Origin of the sequence: Achromobacter sp. JD-1 (genome assembly GCF_038594925.1) — a bacterium.
GTDB lineage: Bacteria > Pseudomonadota > Gammaproteobacteria > Burkholderiales > Burkholderiaceae_B > Achromobacter > Achromobacter spanius_C.
In genome coordinates, this window is the sequence record NZ_JBCGCS010000004.1 from 114,314 (window position 1) to 133,657 (window position 19,344).

Sequence of the window (19,344 nt, forward strand, 5' to 3'; positions counted from 1 at the left end):
GTATGTTATTGATTTGAGCTAAAACTAGCGCCAAACGAGAACCTGCCTTGTGTTTGTTGACAGGTTTCGTTTTCTGGTGTAGCTCAAGCTGTTTCGGGCTCTTTGGTCTTGTTGGTCTTGTGTTCCTGGCTGAACCTCACAACGTCGTCATAGAGGCTCTGATGGGCGTTTGGTAGCCAGTGGTAAAGCACATGCTTTCCTTGGTTCATTTCCTCGTATTCAGTGATGATGTTTCCATTGAAAACTCGGACACTTTTCAAAGGGATTCTGTGAATGCAAGAGTTGAGAACCACTTGCACGGTGCAAATCTTTGCCATGTGAGGATCTAGGTCGTTGGCAACCACATTAAGCATGCTGACGGCTCCTTTGCCGTCTCTTGCAAGCGTTGCTTTTATCTGTCCAAGGACAAGACTGCCTGCGCCGCATCCTGTGTCGTCTCCAATGGTTGTAGGGCTTGTGATTGGCTCACTGATGTTCATGATTAATGCCCCCAAGAGGTCTGCTAGGTCAGGCGGGGTTAGGAACTGTCCAAGGGTGTTGCCCTTGAGCTCCAAGTCATAGAGGCTTGTCATGTGGTCTGTGAAAGGCTCTGCCTCAGCTATGGCCTGCAAGAACATTTGGGAAAGTGTTTGCAGTTCCTCCCATGCTCGTTTGTCTTTCTTGTAGTAGGTCAATTCCTGCCTGAACTCTGCACCATAGCGATATAGGGTGTTGGGAAATGCTCGCTCAATGAATGCAGGCTCACTCAAGAGATTGCAATACATCTGCATCAAGTCCTCAATGACTTGTTTTTCTGTCCTGCGTCTAGCAACTGTGGCAACCCGTGCCACTTGTTTTGATAGGTTTGTCATTGCTTTCATTTATTGAGTGATTGTTTGAATTTCTACCTTGTCCTCATATCCCCATTCGTTGACATAGGTTTCCAAAAACTCAGAGACTCCTTGAGTTGTAGCCTTGCAGTCGTATTCATAAGTCTGCTCGTCTACGACAAAATGAATTGCAAAGGTGTCTCCTGACTCGTCGTTTTCTTTGCGATCTACAAAGATAAACTTTGCATTGCCGTTTTCCATGTTGTTAATCGTGTCAATGATTAAGCCCTCAAGACTTAGACTTTTGCTTTCGTATGTGAAAATGTCATCGTCAAGGTAGGTGTGAGTCCATAGCATTTTGTATTTGTGATTTATCATCTTTCTTTCTCCTGTTGTTATTTATATATTATTAAATCTAAAGTTAAAGTCAATGGTTTGTCTTTATTTCTTTATCTAATGTTGGTATGTAAAAGGAAACCTCATCAACGTGGTGACTGTTGAAAATACGGGCAATCTCAGTTTGAGAAAGAATGACGGCTTGCGCCTGCTCCATACTTTCAGCAATAACCTCAATGTGGCCTGTTGTTTCCTTTCTCATGATGACTTGAACCTTAAAAACATTCATTTAAAGACGTTTCTATTGCTGTCAAAGCTTTCGTTGATAAGTGTTTCCCCATCGTCGTCCAAGACTGTTATTTCCTCGTCTTTAACGTCTTTGTCATGGCCGTAGCCCTGGAATTCATCCTCAAGATTCATTCCAAAGTAAATCTCCAAAGCCTCTTGTTGTGCTGTTTCTGCGCTGTGGCTATCAATGGAAATTTGGCAAACCTCTCTTTTCCATCGTTCAATTTCAATGTAATATTTCATGGCTTTTCTCCTTTAAGTTAATCTTTGTCTGCAATCCAACTGCTCACGTTGTCAAAATCAACATGAATATTTGTGTCTATGATTGATTGAGTTAAAACAATGTGTGCAAGGCTTTCCATCTGTTTTTGACCTAAAGCCTCGGCTTGTTCCAAAACATCATCCATATCCTCATCCTCGTCATAGTTATCAACCTCAATTTCAAGGGTCATAAGAACGGGGAACTCAACGTCTACATAAATCTTTGATTTCATGCTGTCTCCTTAACAAGAAATGTTTTAAGTAATTCAATGCTGTTGTGGTCTTTGAACTCAAAGAGCCTGACTTTCTTTTTGATATGGAATGCCATGACAAATCTTTCGTTTTCAATTTTCACAAGTTGCAAGCCGTCTTTACTGCCTGCATAACTTACAAACATGTCCAAAATGATTGGCAATAGGTTCTCAAGTAGATTGTTGTCTTTCATGGTCTTTCCTTTATAGAGTTGTTATTTGGTATTCTTTTTCAAAGCCGTTTTTAAATTGCTTGAAAACATTGTTTAGTTCGTCGTTCAATTCTTTGATTGATGAAATTTCAAAAGTAGTTTGCGTATTGCACCAATCGTTTAAAAGTAATGAATAGCAGACAAAGAACTCTCCATTTGGCATGAACTTTGATTTTTCAATCCAGTTCCATCCTTTCCATTCGTCAAAGATCTCTTTCAAAAGACTCTTAATGTTTTCGTGGTCTGATGTGTAGGTTTCCTCATCGGGCTGAGTAATCTGCAATCTGAATTTATTGCTCATGCTGCATCCTTTTCTTGTTGGTTGTTTGTGGTGGCAAGGTATTCAAGGAATGCATGAAACAAGCTTTCCTTGCTGTTCTTGATAAGCCTTACCTTTGGCTCCGCGTTGTAGTGCCTTGTTGAAAGCAAGATTTGGCTTTCATGGTGGATTGCCTGAAACATTGCTTTGCCCATAGTCATGTCGCTGTATGAGCTAGTTGTCTCAAGCAATTCAGGCTCTACTTGTTCTTGTCCAATCTCGGCCAAGAGCTTTGCAACCTCAATGAATGCGATTGGTTTAATGCTTTCATCATGAAAGAGCATGTCGTTCATGACTCGTTGCATTGAATAAAAGAGTTTTGTTTTACTATCCATATCAATTCCTTTCTTTGTTTTGATGTTTGTATTGTTTCAAAATCAAAGAAAACAATCGCCAAAGTAAAAGCTTGTCTATAATTGTTGACAAGTGATATGATTTGGCGTATGGATACCGTCAATGAAATAAGAGGGGCAACTTGGATTGCCTACTTGCTAGACAAAGGGGGATACAAGAGCCTTGCTGAAATGCATGAGGCTCTTGACCTAGTGGGATCTGTCCAGTCGTGGGGCCAATACAAGGCAGGCAAGGCGAGTCCGCAGGAATCAACCGTCAAGCTCGCTGATAGGGCTGTGCCTGGTAGCGCCTCGGTGTTCTTGAATGGGCCAAAGGGCCTGCCTGTGTGGGCTGTGCTTGATGGGGATTTGTCCGTGTGTCAGAGAGTCGTTTCTGACCTCTTGAATGCCTACCTTGAGCCTGAGCCGTGGATGTCTGTGGCTCGTCGTTCAGTCGTGTCTATGGGCGACTCTGAGAGGCTGAAAGCTCTGCTTGAGGTGGTGTTGCCTCAATCCCTGTGGCATTCGCCCTCAAGCTCTGTCCGATACAACCCAAATGAGCCTCATAGGCTTGAGCTCGTAGGGTGGCTGTCTCTTGCTGAACTGTTCCAAAGGGCTGAGAACCCCTTGGCCGTCCTGTATCCAAATGACAGGCTGAAAGCTGGTGAGGAAAACATTCTCAAGTCGTTCGTCTATGGCATGGTTGCCAAAATGACGGGGCAAGGTGCTTTCGTTCAGAGTTCCAAGAACAATCTCACAAATCCTAGCTTTGTCTTAGCATTCATTGCTCTAATTCAGATATGCAATGAGAGTAGAGATAAGACTTTGAGCCTTGCACCTGATTTCCTAAAGCTTGGTATCAAGCAAAGTGTGATTGATTGCTTTGGTTCTGAGGTTGCTTTGTTTGTAGAGAGATTGTAGGGGCCTTGTTTTCTTTTATATGTACGCTAGTATTGGTTCACAACAACCAATGGAGTAGATATATGAGAAAACTTTTGTCAGTCGTTGTTCTTTCAGTGGCATTCTTGAGCGGCTGTGCCACCACTCAAAAAGAACAAATCAGTTTCAATGCAACTGTGCAGGCAGTCCGCAATTATCAAGGTTTCAAGAAAGAGCCTAGCGGCGTCAATACGGTTCTTGGTGCTGTGGGCGGCGGTGTCCTTGGCAATCAAGTTGGCAAGGGCAACGGTAGGAAAGCCATGACTGTGCTTGGTGTCCTTGGCGGTGCTGCAATCGGCTCTCAAGTCGGTCAAAACACTGTGCCTGTTGCCATGCAAGAGCTTTCTGTTCTCATGCCTGACGGTCGCCTTATCAAAATCAACGTTGAGCAAGCCGGTTTCTATGCAGGGCAGCAAGTTCAAATTACGACTACTAATGGAAATAAAGCAGAAATCAAAGCCTTGTAAGAGATTTGAAAAAAACAAAGCCCCAATCAAGGGGCTTTTTTCATTTGAGCTATTGACAAAGACAAATAACCTACTATAAAGAGTAATGTTTATTTTAGTGTGTTTGATTTAGTCTTTGTTCATGTCGTTTAGCCTCCTTTGCTGACGAAAGAAAGAGCCACTGTAAAAGGTGGCTTTTTTCTTTGGTGGATCGTTGACTTTTGAAATCAGCACGCTATTAAATAGGTGTGGGCATGAATTAGTTTTCTAATTACTGACTCCGTTGTTGAAAAGAGCCTCTGTAGAAATGCAGGGGCTTTTTTGTTGGCTTTGCTTGTTTTGTCTCTTGATTTTCATTTTCTATTTTGTATAACTTAGAGACATGCACTTAGAAAAATAACAACAAAGGAGGTGTGCAATGCAATATCTAGTCTTTTTAATGATGCTCTTGCTTATGGGCGAGTCTCATGCATCAAACTTATTTGAACCTGTCGCAAATGACATTTCAATTCAAGCCTTGACGGCTTTGTTTCCTGGACTCATGCCTAGTGGTGGGGGCGCTGACGCTATAGCAGGCTCAATGATGGTGTTCAACGGGGCAATCTTAATGGTGGGTGGCATCTTGGCTACCTATACCTTATTGGCAGGAACCTTGGGCACTGCTCATGACGGGGAAATGCTCGGCAAAAAGTTTTCCTCTGTTTGGATTCCCATCAGATATGCCCTTGGCACTGCTGTTGTTTTGCCTGTCATTGGTGGTGGCTACAACATCATGCAGCAAATCGTTATGTGGTTAGTCATTCAATCAGTTGGCATGGCTGACAACGTTTGGACAAAGTTTGTAGATAGCCAAAACATCACAAATATTGCTGCCGTGTCCATTCAATCCCCTGATGCAAAACAATTGGCTTACACCACATTGAACATTGGTGTTTGTATGGCTGCATTGGCTAAAGCTCAAAACGGCAGTGGCGACAAGATAGCAAGAGGCGATATATCAGCAGGAATTACTACTGATGACGGTTTGGTTTCTAAGTCTTATTTGTTTGGCGACAAGAACGAAACATCAGGATTGAAAAAAGACACTTGCGGCACTGTGACTTTCGCAAAAATGACAACCCCTGTTCAAACTGCAAATGGCTTTACTAATTTTATAGCCTCATTTGCCAATGCTCAAAAAATCATCAATGCTCAAGAGTCTCAATATGCGGGCTTGGTTGCAAGCTTGACTCCGATTGCTGCAAAGATATTCACTGAAAAGAAAGCGGGTGATGTCACTGCCATTCAAACTGCAATCAATACTTATCAAAGCAATGTATCCAAAGACGCTGCAAGCATGATTTCTAATTCTGACGCTTTCAGTGATTTATCCAAGAATGCAAGTCAAGACGGTTGGGGTTCTGCGGGTTTTTGGTTCGTCAAGCTTTCAAACATGATGGACTTGGTTCAACGCTCTATTGCTGCCGTTCCTACTGCTCAAGGTCCTCAAACTGAGTCAGCAAGCACAATGGAATATTATGCTGATGCTGTTCCTGCAATCATTGAGACAATCAATAAAGGTGGTGCGAACTTAGCAGGTATGGGCATAGGTAATGAGGATGGTGGTTCAAACACATCCTGGTGGAACACTATTAAGTCTGCTGTCAAAAATCTTGACCCTACTGTGATTGTCAAGAAAGCATTCACGTCAAGCATGAACTTTGCTATTCAAGACGGCGAACACCCATTGATGGCAATCAAACGCTTAGGAAATACAACTCTTGCAATCGCTGCGACTGGCTTTGCAGGTTGTATGGCTGCTCTTGCAACTATCGGCAATGCGCCTGGTATCGGTATGGCGATAGCCTCAGCTATGTTCATGGCTGTGATTCCTCTTGCAATCATTGGTGTGACTCTTTCCTATGTCATTCCTTTTATGCCTGCCTTGATTTGGATCTCAATCTTGATTGGTTGGTTTATTCAGGTGGTAGAGGCTGTGATTGCTGCAAGTATTTGGGCAATCATGCACTTGCACCCAAGTGGTGATGACTTAACAGGAAAAGGGGGCAATGGTTATAACTTAATCATGGGCATCATGTTCCGTCCTGTCTTGTCAGTATTCGGCTTGATTGCTGCATTGCTTTCAATGCAAATCTTTGGTCAGTTCATAAACAAAGTTTTTGCAGATGCATTTCTTGTATCTCAGCAAGACTCAGGATTATTCATTTGGTTGATTGGGTTGATTGCTGCCCCTCTTATGTATTGTGTGGCTATGTGGACTATCGTCAAGAAATTATTTGAAATCGTTCATATTATTCCTGACCAATTAATGCAATGGATTGGTGGCGGTTCTCATACTTTAGGCGAGTATGCTAAATCAATGGGTGGCGGTGGTGATCATAGTCACATGGTTGCAGCAGGCTTGAACTTAGGAAATCAGCAAGGCGCAAATGCAATGAATGGATTTGCTGACATGAAAAAGAATGCAAGCAATAAATTGTCTGAGAAAGCAATGACCAAAAAGGGCATGGGCCAAGGTCAACAAGAGGTCATGAACATGTTGCAAGGCACATTGAAAGGAAAGGCTGCTCAAAGTCAATCAGCAATGGCAATGCAAGCTAATCACAAAGCAAACATAGCTGATTTGAAAGCTGTCAATCCTGCGATGGCTGGTCAGTATGAAAAGAACTTAGAGGAAATGAGCTCTAATCCTAAATACGACAAGCTTACCCATACTGATTTAATGACTCATGCAAGAGAGTCCACAATCAGACAAAACTATGGTGGTGGTGCTTTAACTGCTATGAGAAATTATTCAGGTGGCGCAAGTAGTGGTCCAGCATTCAATAAAGCTCTTGATACTTATGAGACTGCAAGACAATCAGCTAAAGAGGTCAATCCAAGTGGATATGTGAAAGATTTGACTGCTGCAAGCACTGCAATCAATACTGAGTTCAAGAGCAATGCCAAATTGCCTCAAGCTCAACAAATCACTCCTGATGCAATCATGTCTAAACACTTAGACAAATTCCAAGAGTAAGAGTGATAGAAATAAGAAAGCCCCTTAATCGGGGCTTTTTTATTTCATAAGCAAAGGGCATTTACTTTATCAGGAAAGACTTTGACTTTGATTTGAAAACCTGATTGTTTGGGGTCAATCAACTTGCCAAAGTCCAAAACCTCCATCTTGGTCTGTCCCTTGGCAATCGCTACTGATATGCGGTGCATGCCGTCCACAAGGCTATCGCCTGCGATTGCAGGAAACTTGGTTGAGGGGTTGGTTAGGATAGTGGTGTAGTTCGCTACCTGGTGGGCACTGAGGGCGTGTAGAGCCTCTTTTGGAACTACTCTGAGGTCTATGGTCTTGACAGGCACTAGACGGCTGTAAAAGTCTCTTTCTGTGGCATCAGGATTGACATAGCAAGCATGTAGGTTAAATAGTTCCTCTCTCATTGCCCTATCCAAGTCTCCTATTCTTATTTTTTTCATTCTTATTCTCCATGATATGAGAATAAGATAGAGAATAGATTTTGTTAGTCAATGGCTATTGATTTTATTCTTTGTTTTTGTATAACTAGAAAAACAAAAGGAATATTTATGAATAACTATGACGATAAAGAAATTGAGGTAATGAGTGATGAGGAAATAAAGCAGTTCGTTGGCATTCTTGGCAAGATGCTCAAGTCTGCTCAGACAAAGGAACTCACTGCAAAGGTTGAGCTTGACCAGGCGCAAAAGCACTGGTTTTATGATCGCCCAAAGTGGGTAGCTGACCAAAAGGCTTTATCCAAGAGAATAGATAAGCTTGAGTTCAAGCTGAAAGAAATTAGCAATCAGTTGTTCTACTTGAAAAGAACCCTCGGCAGGACAAAGTCTGAAATCAATGCAAGGTCATGTGTGAGAGAAAAGGTTGAGACAATTATTGATGACCTTTTTGATGAGGTATAAAAAAAGCCCCTTGATAGGGGCTTTGCTTTTGGGCTACTCTCAATCACTCAACCATGATTCCAAAAGAGTTGCATTCATAAGCCAATATCCATCTCTTGCTCCTATCGTGCAAAGGTTTTACAAATCGGGCAACGCCACTTTCCAAAGGGTCCGGCGAATGCACCAGGTGCAGCACCAAGCCTTATTTTCTTTTGCTGTGAGTCAAAGCAGCCTGTGCAGTAAAGAGCATCGTCTCCCTCAAACTTGTAGCCACCGTCAACCAATGTGGGCTTGGTGTCCTCTTTGTTTGAGAGCCGTTTTGCAAGTGCCTCTTTTTCCTCTATCTCTTTAGCAAGTTCTGTCTTGAGATTGGCAACCTCAAGCTTTGTCTCTGCAAGCTGCATTGAGAGGTCGGCAAGCAACATACTGAAATCAGCATCTTGCACTTTCTTTGAAAGCTCTCTGAGTTTGCCCGTTATCTCCAAGGCAGTCTGAATGCCTGTTATTACGTCCATTGTTAGCCCCTGTCTGAAAAGCCCCATCAAAGAGGCTTAGATTATTTTGGTAGATAGTCGTGGACTTTGGTTTTCCACTCACTCATTAAGAGCATGTCGCAAGATACGGTTGTGCTGTCGTCAAACACAAGTTCAAGCTCTCCTGCTTTTTTGATTCTCTCAACCTTGAAATTGTCATTGATCGTTTGCAGCAGCTTTTTCTTGTACTTGGTGTCAAGGTTTCCGTCTAACTGGTCGCCCTTGGTTTCAATGACCACAACACGCTTGTCATTCACTGCAAAGATAAAGTCAGGATAGACCTTGTTCTTACGCCATCCTTGAACAAAGTATTGACCTGATTTGGCAACGTTCCTGTGCCACCAAACAAGAGCTTTATGTTCGTCAAGGTAGCAAGCAAAGTCTTGTTCGTCATTGTTGAACTCAAGCTTGTAGGCAGGAGCAAAGATGCTCTTTTCTACAATGTCGCCATTGCTACGGGTCAGTTTCTCCGAGTTCTCGGCAAGGTCAGTCCACATGTGTTCGGGCATAACCCAATTGTGTGTGTCCGTCCTCAGTCGGAATTGGATGTCCTCGGCTGCAACCTTGCTGATAAAGATTTCCTCGGCCAAGTTGTCTCTCTGAGCAACAAGATACTTTCGCAATTCCTCAAGAATGAAACTTGAGAGCAAGCCAATCTTGTTCTCATCAAAGCCTCGCTTTTGCAAGCCCTTGATAATCTCTGCAATCAAGCCACGTGCAACCCAAGGGTTCGGCACAATGTCAGAAACAATCCTTGTCGCATAAACAGGGTCAAACAAAGAGAGTTCATCAATCGCCTTTGCTTTGGCTGTCTTAAAGAATTCGCCGTCCTCTCCATCGCTTACCGTTATCTGAGTCATTTGAGACTTGATAAGGGTTATGTTCTCAGGGATAGAATCAATCAAGGGCTGAATGTCAATCTGGCTCCATTCCACATCCATGAGAATGTCATGCTCATAGTTGAGTGGTCTGATTATCTCCCCCTCTACAACATTAACAACGGGCATGTAGATTTGGACCTTTTCAAAGCCTTTTCTACGTGCCACTTTCCTTGCTGCATTGGTTTTCTTTCCTGAGCCATCGGACTCTCGGATTTCTTGCACCAGGTCAGCCATGCCGTCTTTCTCAAGGCTGTCCTTGATACCTGCAACTACCTCTTTCGTGCTCGCATGATGACAAAACACATAGCATTGATCCAATGCCTCGGCATTGGTTTTCACTGCATACGGTTGCCTCAAAATGCGTCCTACAAGCTGAGTCATTGCCGATAGGTTGGAGCTGGCCGACAAGGAGCAAAGCACATAGGCAAAGGGGCAGTCCCATCCCTCCTGCAATGCCTGCTTTGTGATGATGACTCTGATTGCATTGGTGGGGCTTAAGAGGTCTTGATTTTCAGGTGTCTTGAGGTCGTTAATCTCAGAGGTCTTGATTGCAATTTCCCTCTCCGTGAGTCCTGCTGTAAGCAAGAACTCCTTGGCATCCTCCGAATGGATAAAGCCTGCCTCTCGTTGGTCTTTGCCTGTTCTCTCAACCTGCACAAGCAAGATTGGTCGGATGTAGGTTGCTGTGTTGCTCAAGAGCTTGTCTGCATCAGCCTGCAACTTGTTTAGGTGTTCAAGGCTCTCCCTCAAACAGTCTCGCCAATCGTCGCCTGCTTTAACTTTCAGGTTGATTGGCAGCTTAATCATTTCCTCTTTGGCTAGGTCTGAACCTCGCACGTCCACAAGCCAATTTGAGTAGGTCGGTGGGATGTCTTTGGGCTTGTCCTTTGGTGTGGCTGACAACTCAAGCACAAAGCTTGGATTGAACCCATAAACGGTGTCCAAGGCTTTCTGACTGAATGCCTTATGCCCCTCGTCAATGACCACTACGGGCCTGATAAGTCGCAAGACATTACCAAGGCTGTCATGAATGATTGAACCCATCTGTGCGCCGTCCTGCCCGTTGTAGCAAGAAAGGTTTGGAATGGCTTGCAAGAGGCTGTAGTGAGCTTGGAAATCGTCCTCAAGGGGAAAGAACCCATGCACATTGCCACGGTCCCTAAAGAGCCTCAATGTCTCCTTAGTCTCGCGGTTTGCTGACTGCAACATAAGCAACATGACACAAAGATGAGTGTTAAGGTCTTGCCTGTTCAGTGGGTCGTCTTTCTCAAGAATTTTGGTGCGGCCTGCTGAGGCTCTATCCAAAATCTGCCTGAAAGGATGCTCTCTATTTGCCAATTGTCTTTTTGTTTGGCTGTAGATAGCCTCATTGGGAACAATCCAAAGCACCAAGCCTGTGTTGCTGCTCAGGTAGCGCCCATAAATCTTGCTCACTGAGGCTGCGGCAAGCAGGGTCTTACCTCCACCTGTCGGAATTTTTAGTGTTAGGTTTGGTACCTGTCTGCCAACTCCATCAAATCGTGGGCTGTAAGGTGTGTTCTCGCGGATTTTGGGCAGCAGTCCTTTTGCCTTTTGCTGGCCCCAAGCATCTCCACAAAAATCAGGGATAGGTATCTTTAACTTGGGATTAGCAAGTTTCAGTTGCTCAACCTCAATTGCATTTTCTTTTTGAGTTCGCAACTCATCAAGAAAAGAATCAAGCTTGATTAATACTCCGTCTTGGTAGTCTTTGAACTCCATTGTTATTTCTCCACTCGGTAGAGAGCAAATGGCAACGGTGCATATTCAACACCAAGCGGCAATAAAGTTTTATTAGGAACATACTTTGCAGGAGCAAAGACAAGATGCTTTTTGTTTTTGTTTTCAGCAATCTTTTCTGCAAATGACAAAGTAAGTGCTGCATCTCTTGATTTCAAAAAATCAAGGGATGGTTTGTAAATCAACCAAACACAATAGGCATTGCTCTCGCCAAGGAAAAAGTCTTTTTCTTTGATGTTTTTAACATTCAAAGCCTCGCCTGTGGCTGTATGGAACAACCAAGAACCAATAGATTGAAAATCGGGCAGATTTTCGCCTGTCAATATTTTGTCAATGTCAATCGGCTCTCCAAGAGTGCAGTATGTAAAGCTGCCTCCTGTTCCTGCTTTAATATTCTTATCTTTGGATGTTGGAACACCATTGATGACTCGTCGGACTCGTTCAGCCGTGGTTGTGTCAGCATAAGGCTCACACTCAACAAGAATGAATTTTCTGTCACTCTTGCTGTCTCGCTTGTTCATGGCAAGAACTGCATGGGCTGTGGTTCCTGAACCTGCGAAAGAGTCAAGAACGGTCATGCCTGGCTCTGTTGCAATCTGCAATACCATGTCAAGCAAACCTACAGGCTTAGGAGTGTCAAAGGGGGATCCCTCTGGGAACAACTGCTTAATTTCAAGCTTGGATGTGCGAGAACTACCTACTTGAGCGTTGTAGAAAATTGTCTCAGGTGGTCGTCCGTCCAATGTATCTGCATAAATGCGGAAATAAGGGGTCCAACCCGTTTTGCCAACTTTCCACTCAATACGGTCTTTTTCTTTCTCAGCCTTATCTTTGCCCCATCTCCATGCTCCATCGGTTCCGTCTGTCAAAACAGGGAACACCTCTGAGCCGTCAGGAGCTTGCATTGCATAGTAAAGGTTTGGTCGGGCTGCTCTTGTCTCGCCCTGTCCACCCATAGCTCGTAAAGGCTTGAGGTAGTATTTCCTACCTCCATCGTCCTCTTTGTCGTAGTGCTGAGGAATGTCTGTTGTTTGGATGCGATTAAAGCAAACATGCTCAAGGTTCTTTGCATAAACAAGCATGTGGTCTTGTCTTGACGAAAAGAACTCCACATCCATTCTTGGGCTGTCTGCTTTTTCCCATGAGACATCAGCGAGAAAGTTGTTTTCTCCAAAGATTTCGTCAAGCATCATGCGTGCTCGGTGAACCTCGTTGTCGTCCAGTGTCATCCAGAAAGACCCATGTTCTGCCAAGAGTTCATGCAGTAGCTTGAGCCGTGGATACATCATGGCAAGCCACTTGTCATGTTTCAGCATGTCGTCTTTGTTGACGGGGTTGCTACTGAGCCATTCCTTAATCATTGGGCTATTAACATTGTCGTTATAAGCCCATCCCTCATTGCCCGTGTTGTAAGGTGGGTCAATGAAAATACAGTCAATCTTTCCTGCATACATAGGCATTAATGCCTTGAGTGCATGCAAGTTGTCTCCATGAACAACTAGATTCTCGTTAATGTTTCCTGCGCCAATAGACTTATCCTTATGAGGCACAAGAGGGCGGTAAGGAACAGATAGGTGATGGTTAAAGACAAACTCTTTACCCTTGAATTGAATTTCTGGCATTGTTATATTCCTCGCAATTAGTGCTGTACAAAGCACATAGGCTAGAGCAACCCCTAGCCTATAAACTTTGTGAACAAGAGAAAGCCCCAAACTAGGGGCTTTCCTTGAGGCCGTTAGGTCTTACTTGGCCTTGGGGTCAACATAGTTGAACACGAACTCGGCAATCTTTTTCAGTTCTGCCTTGCCTGCCTCGGTCTTTGCATAAGCCTCAGCCTCCTTGACGATGAACTTGCTCAGGTTCTTTTCGGTTTCGGCTACATCCTTGCCCTTGAGGCGTTGTGCAGGCTTGCCGATAGAGGCAAAGATTTGCTTGCCTTGATAGAACTCGTTGGTGCGGCCTTGGTGGATAACCACATCCGTAACCCGTTGGTGGTCGTCGGCTGCACGGGGGATGTCAATGAAAATCGGGTTCTTGTCCGATTCAAAGACACGGGCAACCTTTTCTTGCTTGGGCTTGGCCTCGCCGCTTGCAGCCTTTGCAGCCTTGCCGGTGGTCAGGCCACGTGCCTTAACCTCGTCCATCAGTTCCTCGTTCGTGAATTCAGCGAACGGGGCATCAGCAAACAGTTCCTTGATACCAAAGCCTTGAGCCTTGATTGCAGCAGCAATCTTGGTCAGTTCGGTGGTGCGGGTGGCCTTGAGGTCACGGATTTGCTTGATGACGGCGGCTTGTTGCTTTTGGTTGGCTGCAAGCTCCTTGTCGTCAAGGTCCAGTTCAGCATTGCGCAGGTCGTTCAGCAGGTCGCGCAGTTGGGTTGCGTTCAGCTTGGTCAGGTCAGCAGCAGCAGCGGTGGGGGCAGCGACGGGGGCGTTTGCAACGGCGTTCATAGTGTTTCTCCTAAAGGATTGATCAAGAAAGAGTTGAGGTTGGTATCAACACACAACCCTTTCTTTGAATCGGTGTTTTGTGTTGATGGGTCTACTGTAGCTTTGGCCTTTGTGTGCGTCAACAACAAACAAAGACTTTTTTCAATCTTTTTTGTCTGCGTCTTTCTCACAACAAAGAACACTGTAGCCACTATGTATAAAACTCAGACAAACGCATTATTTTTACTTATAAGACATTCCATAGCATGAGATAGAGCCACCTAATCCACCAATAACCCCACAAAAAGAAAAAGGACGGATAGCTTTAAAACCATCCATCCCTTTCAATGCCAAGCAAGGTATTTAATTGCGGTTTCTGCCTTTGGTGCTCAATTCCCTGAGTCTTTCAATATCAGCAGGGTCAATTCCTGGCATTTGAGCAAGTCCCTCAGTCAGCTTATCCATTGCACTAAGCATATTTGTGATTGAATCGCTCTTGTCTTTGGCATTGGAATTATTGAACTCATCAAATTTGACTTGTGCATACTGAATAAAGCTTTGGTATGCCTCATTGAATTTCGGTGTCCTGATGCTTTCGTCAATCTGGCCGATAATAGATGCAGGGGTGTTCATGAACTCAAAATATGGTACTGCATCGTCTTGAGTCGCAATCCAATCACAAACCTTATGAAAACCCATGAGAACCGGGGCAATGGCCTCCGTTCCTTTTGTTCCATAGTTCCTTGCAATATCCAAGATTGAGAAACCTGCATAGAACATGGCTTTGCCAAAGTCTGTGTCAGCTACATCTGAAATATGCCCACGGTAGCCTTTGAAAAGTTGGCTGTCCTTTTCCAAATCAGCAGCATAGACTTTATTTGCCCCTGCTTTGAGTGGGATAAGTTCAACGGCTTGAATTCCGCAGGTATCAAACCAGGTCAATCCCGTGCTTGCATTTGCTTTGGCAAATTCCTCTTTTGCACGGTTAAGCAAGTCACTCCTGTCTTTGTCGCCCAATTCTTTTTGGATGAAACCAATGACTTGCTCAAAGGTTTCATTGAACTCTGAATTCTTTTGTTCGTTGCAGTTGCCTTTGATGACATTGAACGGCAGATTGAGCAAGTCAAAGTATGCTTGCTTGTTCGGTTGCATTGAAATCCATTGAGCAACCACTACAAAGCCCTCAAGGGCATAGGCTCCTTTGTCTGCACCACTGCTGCGCAGTTCATTGAGAACACCTGTGGCTGCATAAAGCATGGCCTTTGAAAAATCGGTATTACCTACTTTGTCAAAGTGCTTGCCGTTTTCACTCCACAATGCAAAGCCGCGTTCTTTGTCAATGTTGTATGACTCATTAGCAGCAGATTGCAAGGCTACGAATTGAGTATTGCTTGAATTGATACTTTTGAACCAAGGCAAACCTGATGAGTCAAGCTTGTCTTTCAATCCACCCTTGAGAATTGCAAGAATGGCGGCTTTGACTTGTTGCATGGTTGCAGAACCAAGAGGCAGCAATGCAAGTCGTTCTTGACCCTTGAGGCTTGCCGTATCCTTTTGCATGAATACTGAGAAAACCACATTGATAACTGCCTCTGCATTGTCAGCAGCAGTAGCAGGCTGATAGCTCTTGCTTTCTTTCAGGATTGCCAAAATCACATTGGCATCAATATCAAGCTCGGCCTCCTGGTTGGCCTGCATGGCATCCTTTAGTGCAAGAAAGCTCGGATAAACATAGTTGGCAATCTTGAGGAAATTTGCCCTGTCCTGTTCATAGAAAGCTTTGGCCTCTTTCTCGTTAAGCTCCTGTATGGCTTTCTCAATCGTCATGCCATGACCTTGAACGGCTGTTGCAAAGTCTTTGGATGATTGAGTAGGGGTAGCTTGTTGTGTGGTTGCAGCCGTGTCCTTGATAAGCAGGATTTTCCTGCACATCTTTTCTATGCCCTTGAGCTTTTGTTGAACTGCCTCTTTGCTGTCTGGTGCTTGCTGTGTCAGAAAGCCAGTGTAGGTGACTGCCATGCCTCTCAAATAATAGCCTGCGAACTCTCTGAGAATTTCAGGTTGGCTTTGCGCTTTGATGTAATCGTTGAGCTTGGCATAAGAGTCAAGTAACTCAGGAATGTCATTGGCTCCTTTGTCTATGACTGCTGTATGCCAATGCTTGAACAAGTAGGCCGATATGACAGCATTGTCTGCTGTGTTGCCACTGAGGCTTTGCTTGAAACCTTGTGAGGCGAATTGGCTGTTTTCGCTTGAGGCTTTGACTAGGTTTGCATAGAGAGCTCTTGCGCCATTCAAAACACTTTCAGGATAGCTTGCAACCTCTGCAATCAATGCTTGGTTCTGCTTGTCCGTTAGAACTTGATTGTTGTAGTCCTGCACTCGGTTTGTGGTCGGCTCTTGGCTAGTCGTTTTCTTAGAACCAATCAGCCCCATGACATCGTCTTGGGTGGCATGTTCTTTTTTCTCAAACATCAATAATCCTCAGTTGTCAGTTTTTTTGGGTTAAGTCTTGGACGGAAACTTTGCACTGAATTTCTGCATCATTTCCCGTTTTTCCAAATAATTGTTGAGTTCCTGGTTGCCGTATTCAAGAGCCGTCTTACCGTTGCCGTCCTTTACTGAAAAATTCAAACCATTGTCTAAGAGTTCGGGCAGGTATTCATTGAGGCTCTGTGCAGGGTTTCTTGCAATCAAATGGGCTAGGGTGCCTCGTTGCTCAATGCCATTCACAAAGTAGCTCAATACCTTGTTTAAATCATGGCTTGCTGCAACCGTGTCAAGGTCGCTTTGCATGTAGGCGATAGCTTGAGGGTCGTTTGTGATTAGAACCTCAAAGCCTGTAATGTTTGTCTCATCGTCCCTGCCAAAAATCTCAATGCTCTCAAAGAGAGTAAATGGCTCGTCGTCGTGATAGATAGTTGGGGCAACTAGGCAATCATCAAAAGCACTTGCAAAGGTCAGCTTGTCGGCTTGCGTTGTGTTTTTGACGGTTCTAGCTTTAATCCAATCCCTCACATCTCCTACACGATACTTGACATGCTTTTTGTTTTTGACAAATTGGGGGCCGTCGCCATCAACCCTCCATTTGTTCAATCGTTCGGGGATTTCTCCAATCCATTCCCCCAAGGTTTCGGTATCAATGAGTTTTTCATTGTCCCAAGTGCTGTAAGCCCCTGCATTGTTCGTAATGACTTGAGGGGCTTGCAAAGCTCCAAGGATTGCAATGATGTGTTCTGCCGTGATTGGGGTATTTGGTGGCAAGCTCTTGAGCTTAAATTCAAGTTCTGATGGTGTCATGCAACTGCCTCAATATTTTGGTTGTTGTTCTGGTTGTTCTTGCGTTGGCGCTCAAAGGCTTGTTTGTCCAAGAAATTTTGGGCAACGGGTGCTTTCAATGTTTCTGCAACTACTGCAAGGAAAAAATCCTCAACGGTTTGCATAGTCTCCAAAATCTCAGCCTCGTTGCGAACAAAGTAATGTTCATTGACATCACTGCGCTTGTGCTTGAGGCAGTAGTCAATGTTTCGTTCATCAAGCTTGAGTTTGCGTGCAGCCGTTGCCCATGTGCGGCGCAAATCATGGTGACTCACAAGCTTGCCTGACATTTCAGCAATCCTCTTGAAATGCCATTGGCAATCTTGTGGAATGTGGCCGGTCTTGCTGTCTGCATAGTCAAAGACATGCACGGTGTCTTTGTTCAATTTCAGTCGTCGCTCAAAAATCTCATGAACCCGTTTGGTCATCGGATAAGTGTAATCCTCGCCGTTCTTTGTATCAATGTAGTGAATTCGCTTGAGCTCCATATCCACATGTTTCCATTGCAAAGGTGCAAGGTCAATGGAACGGCCTGACTGCAAAAGAGAACAAAGCAAGTAGTCTGAAACAATGCCTTGTTCAAAGTCGTATTGCTCAACTGCTTTCCACCACTTAGGAAACTCTGCACGCTCAAAATCTACAAAACGAGTTCGCTTGTTTGTCTTTGTCCATTTTTTACGCACTGACATGACATCAAAGGGATTGCGCAAGTCCTCTAAAACATCCAACTCATTTCTTGCAATAATAAAGTTGTAGGCAGAGCTTGCGAACTTGAACGACATTTGATTTGTGCGAACAATTGGCGCCAATACTTTTTGATTGCGTGCGGGTCGTGCTTTCTCCAAGACTGCAAAACGGTCAAGCACCTCTTGACGTGTGATTGAACGGAATGGGCGGTCATGCCACGACGAAAGTTTGACCTCCATATCGTTTGTCCAACTGCCGTCCTCATTCTGCTTGAGGGTCATGACGGTCTTTTCGTCAAAGTAGTCCATCGTTGTGGCAATGTTGTGCAGTGTGCCTTTGCTGCCACCTTTGTAACCGATGAGGTGTTCGGCCTTGTAGGTGTCCATCAACCACTTGAATGTTTCCTCGTCTGCGGCCTTGGCCTGTGCCTCAACTATCTTGGCCTGCTTTTTTTCTTGAACGGGGTTGTGGCCGTCAGCAATCTTGGCAAGCTCCTTGGCTGCAAGGTCTGAGGCATGCTTGATAGTGATGTCGCCATACTTGCCCAAGCTGATACGAACGGGGGCAGTGCTGCCTTTGGGTCTTGTGTAGACGATGAACGTCTTGCTTGAGGCTCCAACTCGTAAGGCTAAGTTGGTCTTGTTGGTGTCGTAGTAAGTGGTCTGCTTGCCACTTTCGGCAAAGGGGATGGCGTCCAGGTTGGACTTGTTGAAAGCAATGCGTGTGGTCGGCTTGCCTGTCATAATTGCTGTGCCTCGTGTCTAGGGTTCATTGAGATGTTGTGTGGAAACATCATTTTAGCGAACTCTAGGCTACTAGGCTACAGAAAAGGCTACAGACTGACGGAAATCAACGGTATCCAACGGAATGTAGCGGTAGGCAAAAAATCAAGGAAATCAAGCACTTAGGCGCTAAACCCTTGATTTTGCTAGGCTCGAAAGGCTCAAACTAGAGGACTCATAATCCGTTGGTGCCGAGTTCGACTCTCGGGGGGCCTACCAAGAAAATCCTGAGAAATCAGGTACGAAACAGCCGCCATTACTGGCGGCTGTTTCGTTTCCGGCGTTTGCGGTGTCCAAAATGCGCCCACTCTTGGCAACGCGTCTTCAGTAGGCGGTGCTTGATCTCTGATCGCGCAGCGGGGCCAGCCCATGAACTTGCGTCAATGGAGAGGGCACGTTCGCTGGCCTGACATCTTGGGCGCATGTACGCCGGGAAGCGCCAGGTAGCCCACGTTTGGAGCGGGCTGCGCGATGCCGGCCTGGGCTAATAGTAAGGCTGCTCATCCTCGGGGAACCGCATGCCGATTTGTTCTTGCAGCGCAGCCTCAGCACAGTATGCGCGGATCATCGCCAGACAAAGTTCTTTGTCTGCGAGCGAGAGCGCTCTGAATTGCTCGAGCGGAAAATTGGGGATAGGCCAGTCGTTCATGCATCGCACTCTACCAAGCGAATCGACCTTTGCGTTGGATATCGGCCCAATCTAAGACCAATTGACTCTCCTATCGGCGGCGCGCCGGGGTATGCCCTTGCGGCTATCGGGGCGCCATTCCTTTTCTAAGCCTCCCAGAGCGGCGAGATCACGTCGGAGTTCCAGGGCTGGCGCTCGCGGATGGTGCGAAGGTCGTCAAGGGTGAGGG

General features: G+C 45.0%; 21 protein-coding genes. 4 read left to right on the forward strand and 17 right to left on the reverse strand.

The window, feature by feature from the left end:
- Positions 1 to 83 precede the first annotated feature (83 nt).
- The 8 genes from WBR68_RS08220 to WBR68_RS08255 all read right to left on the reverse strand — a co-directional run bounded on the left by WBR68_RS08220 (position 84) and on the right by WBR68_RS08255 (position 2,811).
- Positions 84 to 860: a hypothetical protein gene (locus WBR68_RS08220; RefSeq protein WP_230693892.1), complete on the reverse strand. Its 777-nt coding sequence runs from the start codon at positions 858 to 860 to the stop codon at positions 84 to 86.
- Positions 861 to 1,070 (reverse strand): hypothetical protein, encoded by a 210-nt coding sequence (locus WBR68_RS08225; RefSeq protein ID WP_230693893.1) that lies wholly within the window; start codon positions 1,068 to 1,070, stop codon positions 861 to 863.
- A gap of 166 nt (positions 1,071 to 1,236) precedes the next feature.
- Positions 1,237 to 1,434 (reverse strand): hypothetical protein, encoded by a 198-nt coding sequence (locus WBR68_RS08230; RefSeq protein ID WP_230693894.1) that lies wholly within the window; start codon positions 1,432 to 1,434, stop codon positions 1,237 to 1,239.
- Positions 1,431 to 1,676 carry a hypothetical protein gene (locus tag WBR68_RS08235; RefSeq protein ID WP_230693895.1) on the reverse strand — a complete coding sequence of 82 codons (246 nt, stop codon included), beginning with the start codon at positions 1,674 to 1,676 and terminating at the stop codon, positions 1,431 to 1,433. Before WBR68_RS08235 ends, WBR68_RS08230 begins: the two co-directional genes overlap by 4 nt.
- 17 nt (positions 1,677 to 1,693) lie before the next feature.
- Positions 1,694 to 1,927: a hypothetical protein gene (locus WBR68_RS08240; protein WP_230693896.1), complete on the reverse strand. Its 234-nt coding sequence runs from the start codon at positions 1,925 to 1,927 to the stop codon at positions 1,694 to 1,696.
- Positions 1,924 to 2,139 carry a hypothetical protein gene (locus WBR68_RS08245; RefSeq protein ID WP_230693897.1) on the reverse strand — a complete coding sequence of 72 codons (216 nt, stop codon included), beginning with the start codon at positions 2,137 to 2,139 and terminating at the stop codon, positions 1,924 to 1,926. The genes WBR68_RS08240 and WBR68_RS08245 overlap by 4 nt, the downstream gene beginning before the upstream one ends.
- A 10-nt stretch (positions 2,140 to 2,149) precedes the next feature.
- Positions 2,150 to 2,458 carry a hypothetical protein gene (locus WBR68_RS08250; RefSeq protein WP_230693898.1) on the reverse strand — a complete coding sequence of 103 codons (309 nt, stop codon included), beginning with the start codon at positions 2,456 to 2,458 and terminating at the stop codon, positions 2,150 to 2,152.
- A complete protein-coding gene (locus WBR68_RS08255; RefSeq protein WP_230693899.1) occupies positions 2,455 to 2,811 on the reverse strand; it encodes a hypothetical protein in 357 nt (118 codons plus the stop codon). The genes WBR68_RS08250 and WBR68_RS08255 overlap by 4 nt, the downstream gene beginning before the upstream one ends.
- A 108-nt stretch (positions 2,812 to 2,919) precedes the next feature.
- On the opposite strand from WBR68_RS08255, the gene WBR68_RS08260 reads away from it, so the two are divergent.
- The 3 genes from WBR68_RS08260 to WBR68_RS08270 all read left to right on the forward strand — a co-directional run bounded on the left by WBR68_RS08260 (position 2,920) and on the right by WBR68_RS08270 (position 7,212).
- Positions 2,920 to 3,729, forward strand: coding sequence for a hypothetical protein (locus tag WBR68_RS08260; protein ID WP_230693900.1), 810 nt, complete (start codon positions 2,920 to 2,922; stop codon positions 3,727 to 3,729).
- Between the two features lie 62 nt (positions 3,730 to 3,791).
- The gene (locus WBR68_RS08265; RefSeq protein WP_342490493.1) at positions 3,792 to 4,214 is read left to right on the forward strand and encodes a glycine zipper 2TM domain-containing protein; all 423 of its coding nucleotides are present in this window, start codon (positions 3,792 to 3,794) and stop codon (positions 4,212 to 4,214) included.
- A 397-nt stretch (positions 4,215 to 4,611) separates the two neighbouring features.
- Entirely contained in the window at positions 4,612 to 7,212 is a 2,601-nt protein-coding gene (locus WBR68_RS08270; protein WP_230693901.1) for a DotA/TraY family protein, read from the forward strand.
- Positions 7,213 to 7,256: 44 nt separating this feature from the next.
- On the opposite strand, the gene WBR68_RS08275 is transcribed toward WBR68_RS08270, so the two are convergent.
- Positions 7,257 to 7,661, reverse strand: coding sequence for a hypothetical protein (locus tag WBR68_RS08275; RefSeq protein WP_230693902.1), 405 nt, complete (start codon positions 7,659 to 7,661; stop codon positions 7,257 to 7,259).
- A gap of 108 nt (positions 7,662 to 7,769) precedes the next feature.
- Between WBR68_RS08275 and WBR68_RS08280 the strand changes: the two genes are divergently transcribed.
- The gene (locus WBR68_RS08280; RefSeq protein WP_230693903.1) at positions 7,770 to 8,120 is read left to right on the forward strand and encodes a hypothetical protein; all 351 of its coding nucleotides are present in this window, start codon (positions 7,770 to 7,772) and stop codon (positions 8,118 to 8,120) included.
- Positions 8,121 to 8,221: 101 nt separating this feature from the next.
- Here WBR68_RS08280 and WBR68_RS08285 read toward each other — a convergent pair whose 3' ends face one another.
- The 8 genes from WBR68_RS08285 to WBR68_RS08320 form a co-directional block, all read right to left on the reverse strand.
- The gene (locus WBR68_RS08285) at positions 8,222 to 8,614 is read right to left on the reverse strand and encodes a hypothetical protein (protein WP_230693904.1); all 393 of its coding nucleotides are present in this window, start codon (positions 8,612 to 8,614) and stop codon (positions 8,222 to 8,224) included.
- 41 nt (positions 8,615 to 8,655) lie between these two features.
- Positions 8,656 to 11,253 carry a DEAD/DEAH box helicase gene (locus tag WBR68_RS08290; protein ID WP_230693905.1) on the reverse strand — a complete coding sequence of 866 codons (2,598 nt, stop codon included), beginning with the start codon at positions 11,251 to 11,253 and terminating at the stop codon, positions 8,656 to 8,658.
- Positions 11,254 to 11,255: 2 nt separating this feature from the next.
- A complete protein-coding gene (locus WBR68_RS08295; RefSeq protein WP_230693906.1) occupies positions 11,256 to 12,893 on the reverse strand; it encodes a site-specific DNA-methyltransferase in 1,638 nt (545 codons plus the stop codon).
- Positions 12,894 to 13,013: 120 nt separating this feature from the next.
- Entirely contained in the window at positions 13,014 to 13,721 is a 708-nt protein-coding gene (locus WBR68_RS08300; protein ID WP_230693907.1) for a hypothetical protein, read from the reverse strand.
- 342 nt (positions 13,722 to 14,063) lie between these two features.
- Positions 14,064 to 16,175 (reverse strand): hypothetical protein, encoded by a 2,112-nt coding sequence (locus tag WBR68_RS08305; protein WP_230693908.1) that lies wholly within the window; start codon positions 16,173 to 16,175, stop codon positions 14,064 to 14,066.
- Positions 16,176 to 16,205: 30 nt separating this feature from the next.
- Entirely contained in the window at positions 16,206 to 17,000 is a 795-nt protein-coding gene (locus WBR68_RS08310; protein WP_230693909.1) for a hypothetical protein, read from the reverse strand.
- Positions 16,997 to 18,448, reverse strand: a complete 1,452-nt coding sequence (locus WBR68_RS08315) for a tyrosine-type recombinase/integrase (protein ID WP_230693910.1) — start codon at positions 18,446 to 18,448, stop codon at positions 16,997 to 16,999. The genes WBR68_RS08310 and WBR68_RS08315 overlap by 4 nt, the downstream gene beginning before the upstream one ends.
- 523 nt (positions 18,449 to 18,971) lie before the next feature.
- Positions 18,972 to 19,136: a hypothetical protein gene (locus WBR68_RS08320; RefSeq protein WP_050446397.1), complete on the reverse strand. Its 165-nt coding sequence runs from the start codon at positions 19,134 to 19,136 to the stop codon at positions 18,972 to 18,974.
- Positions 19,137 to 19,344 lie beyond the last annotated feature (208 nt).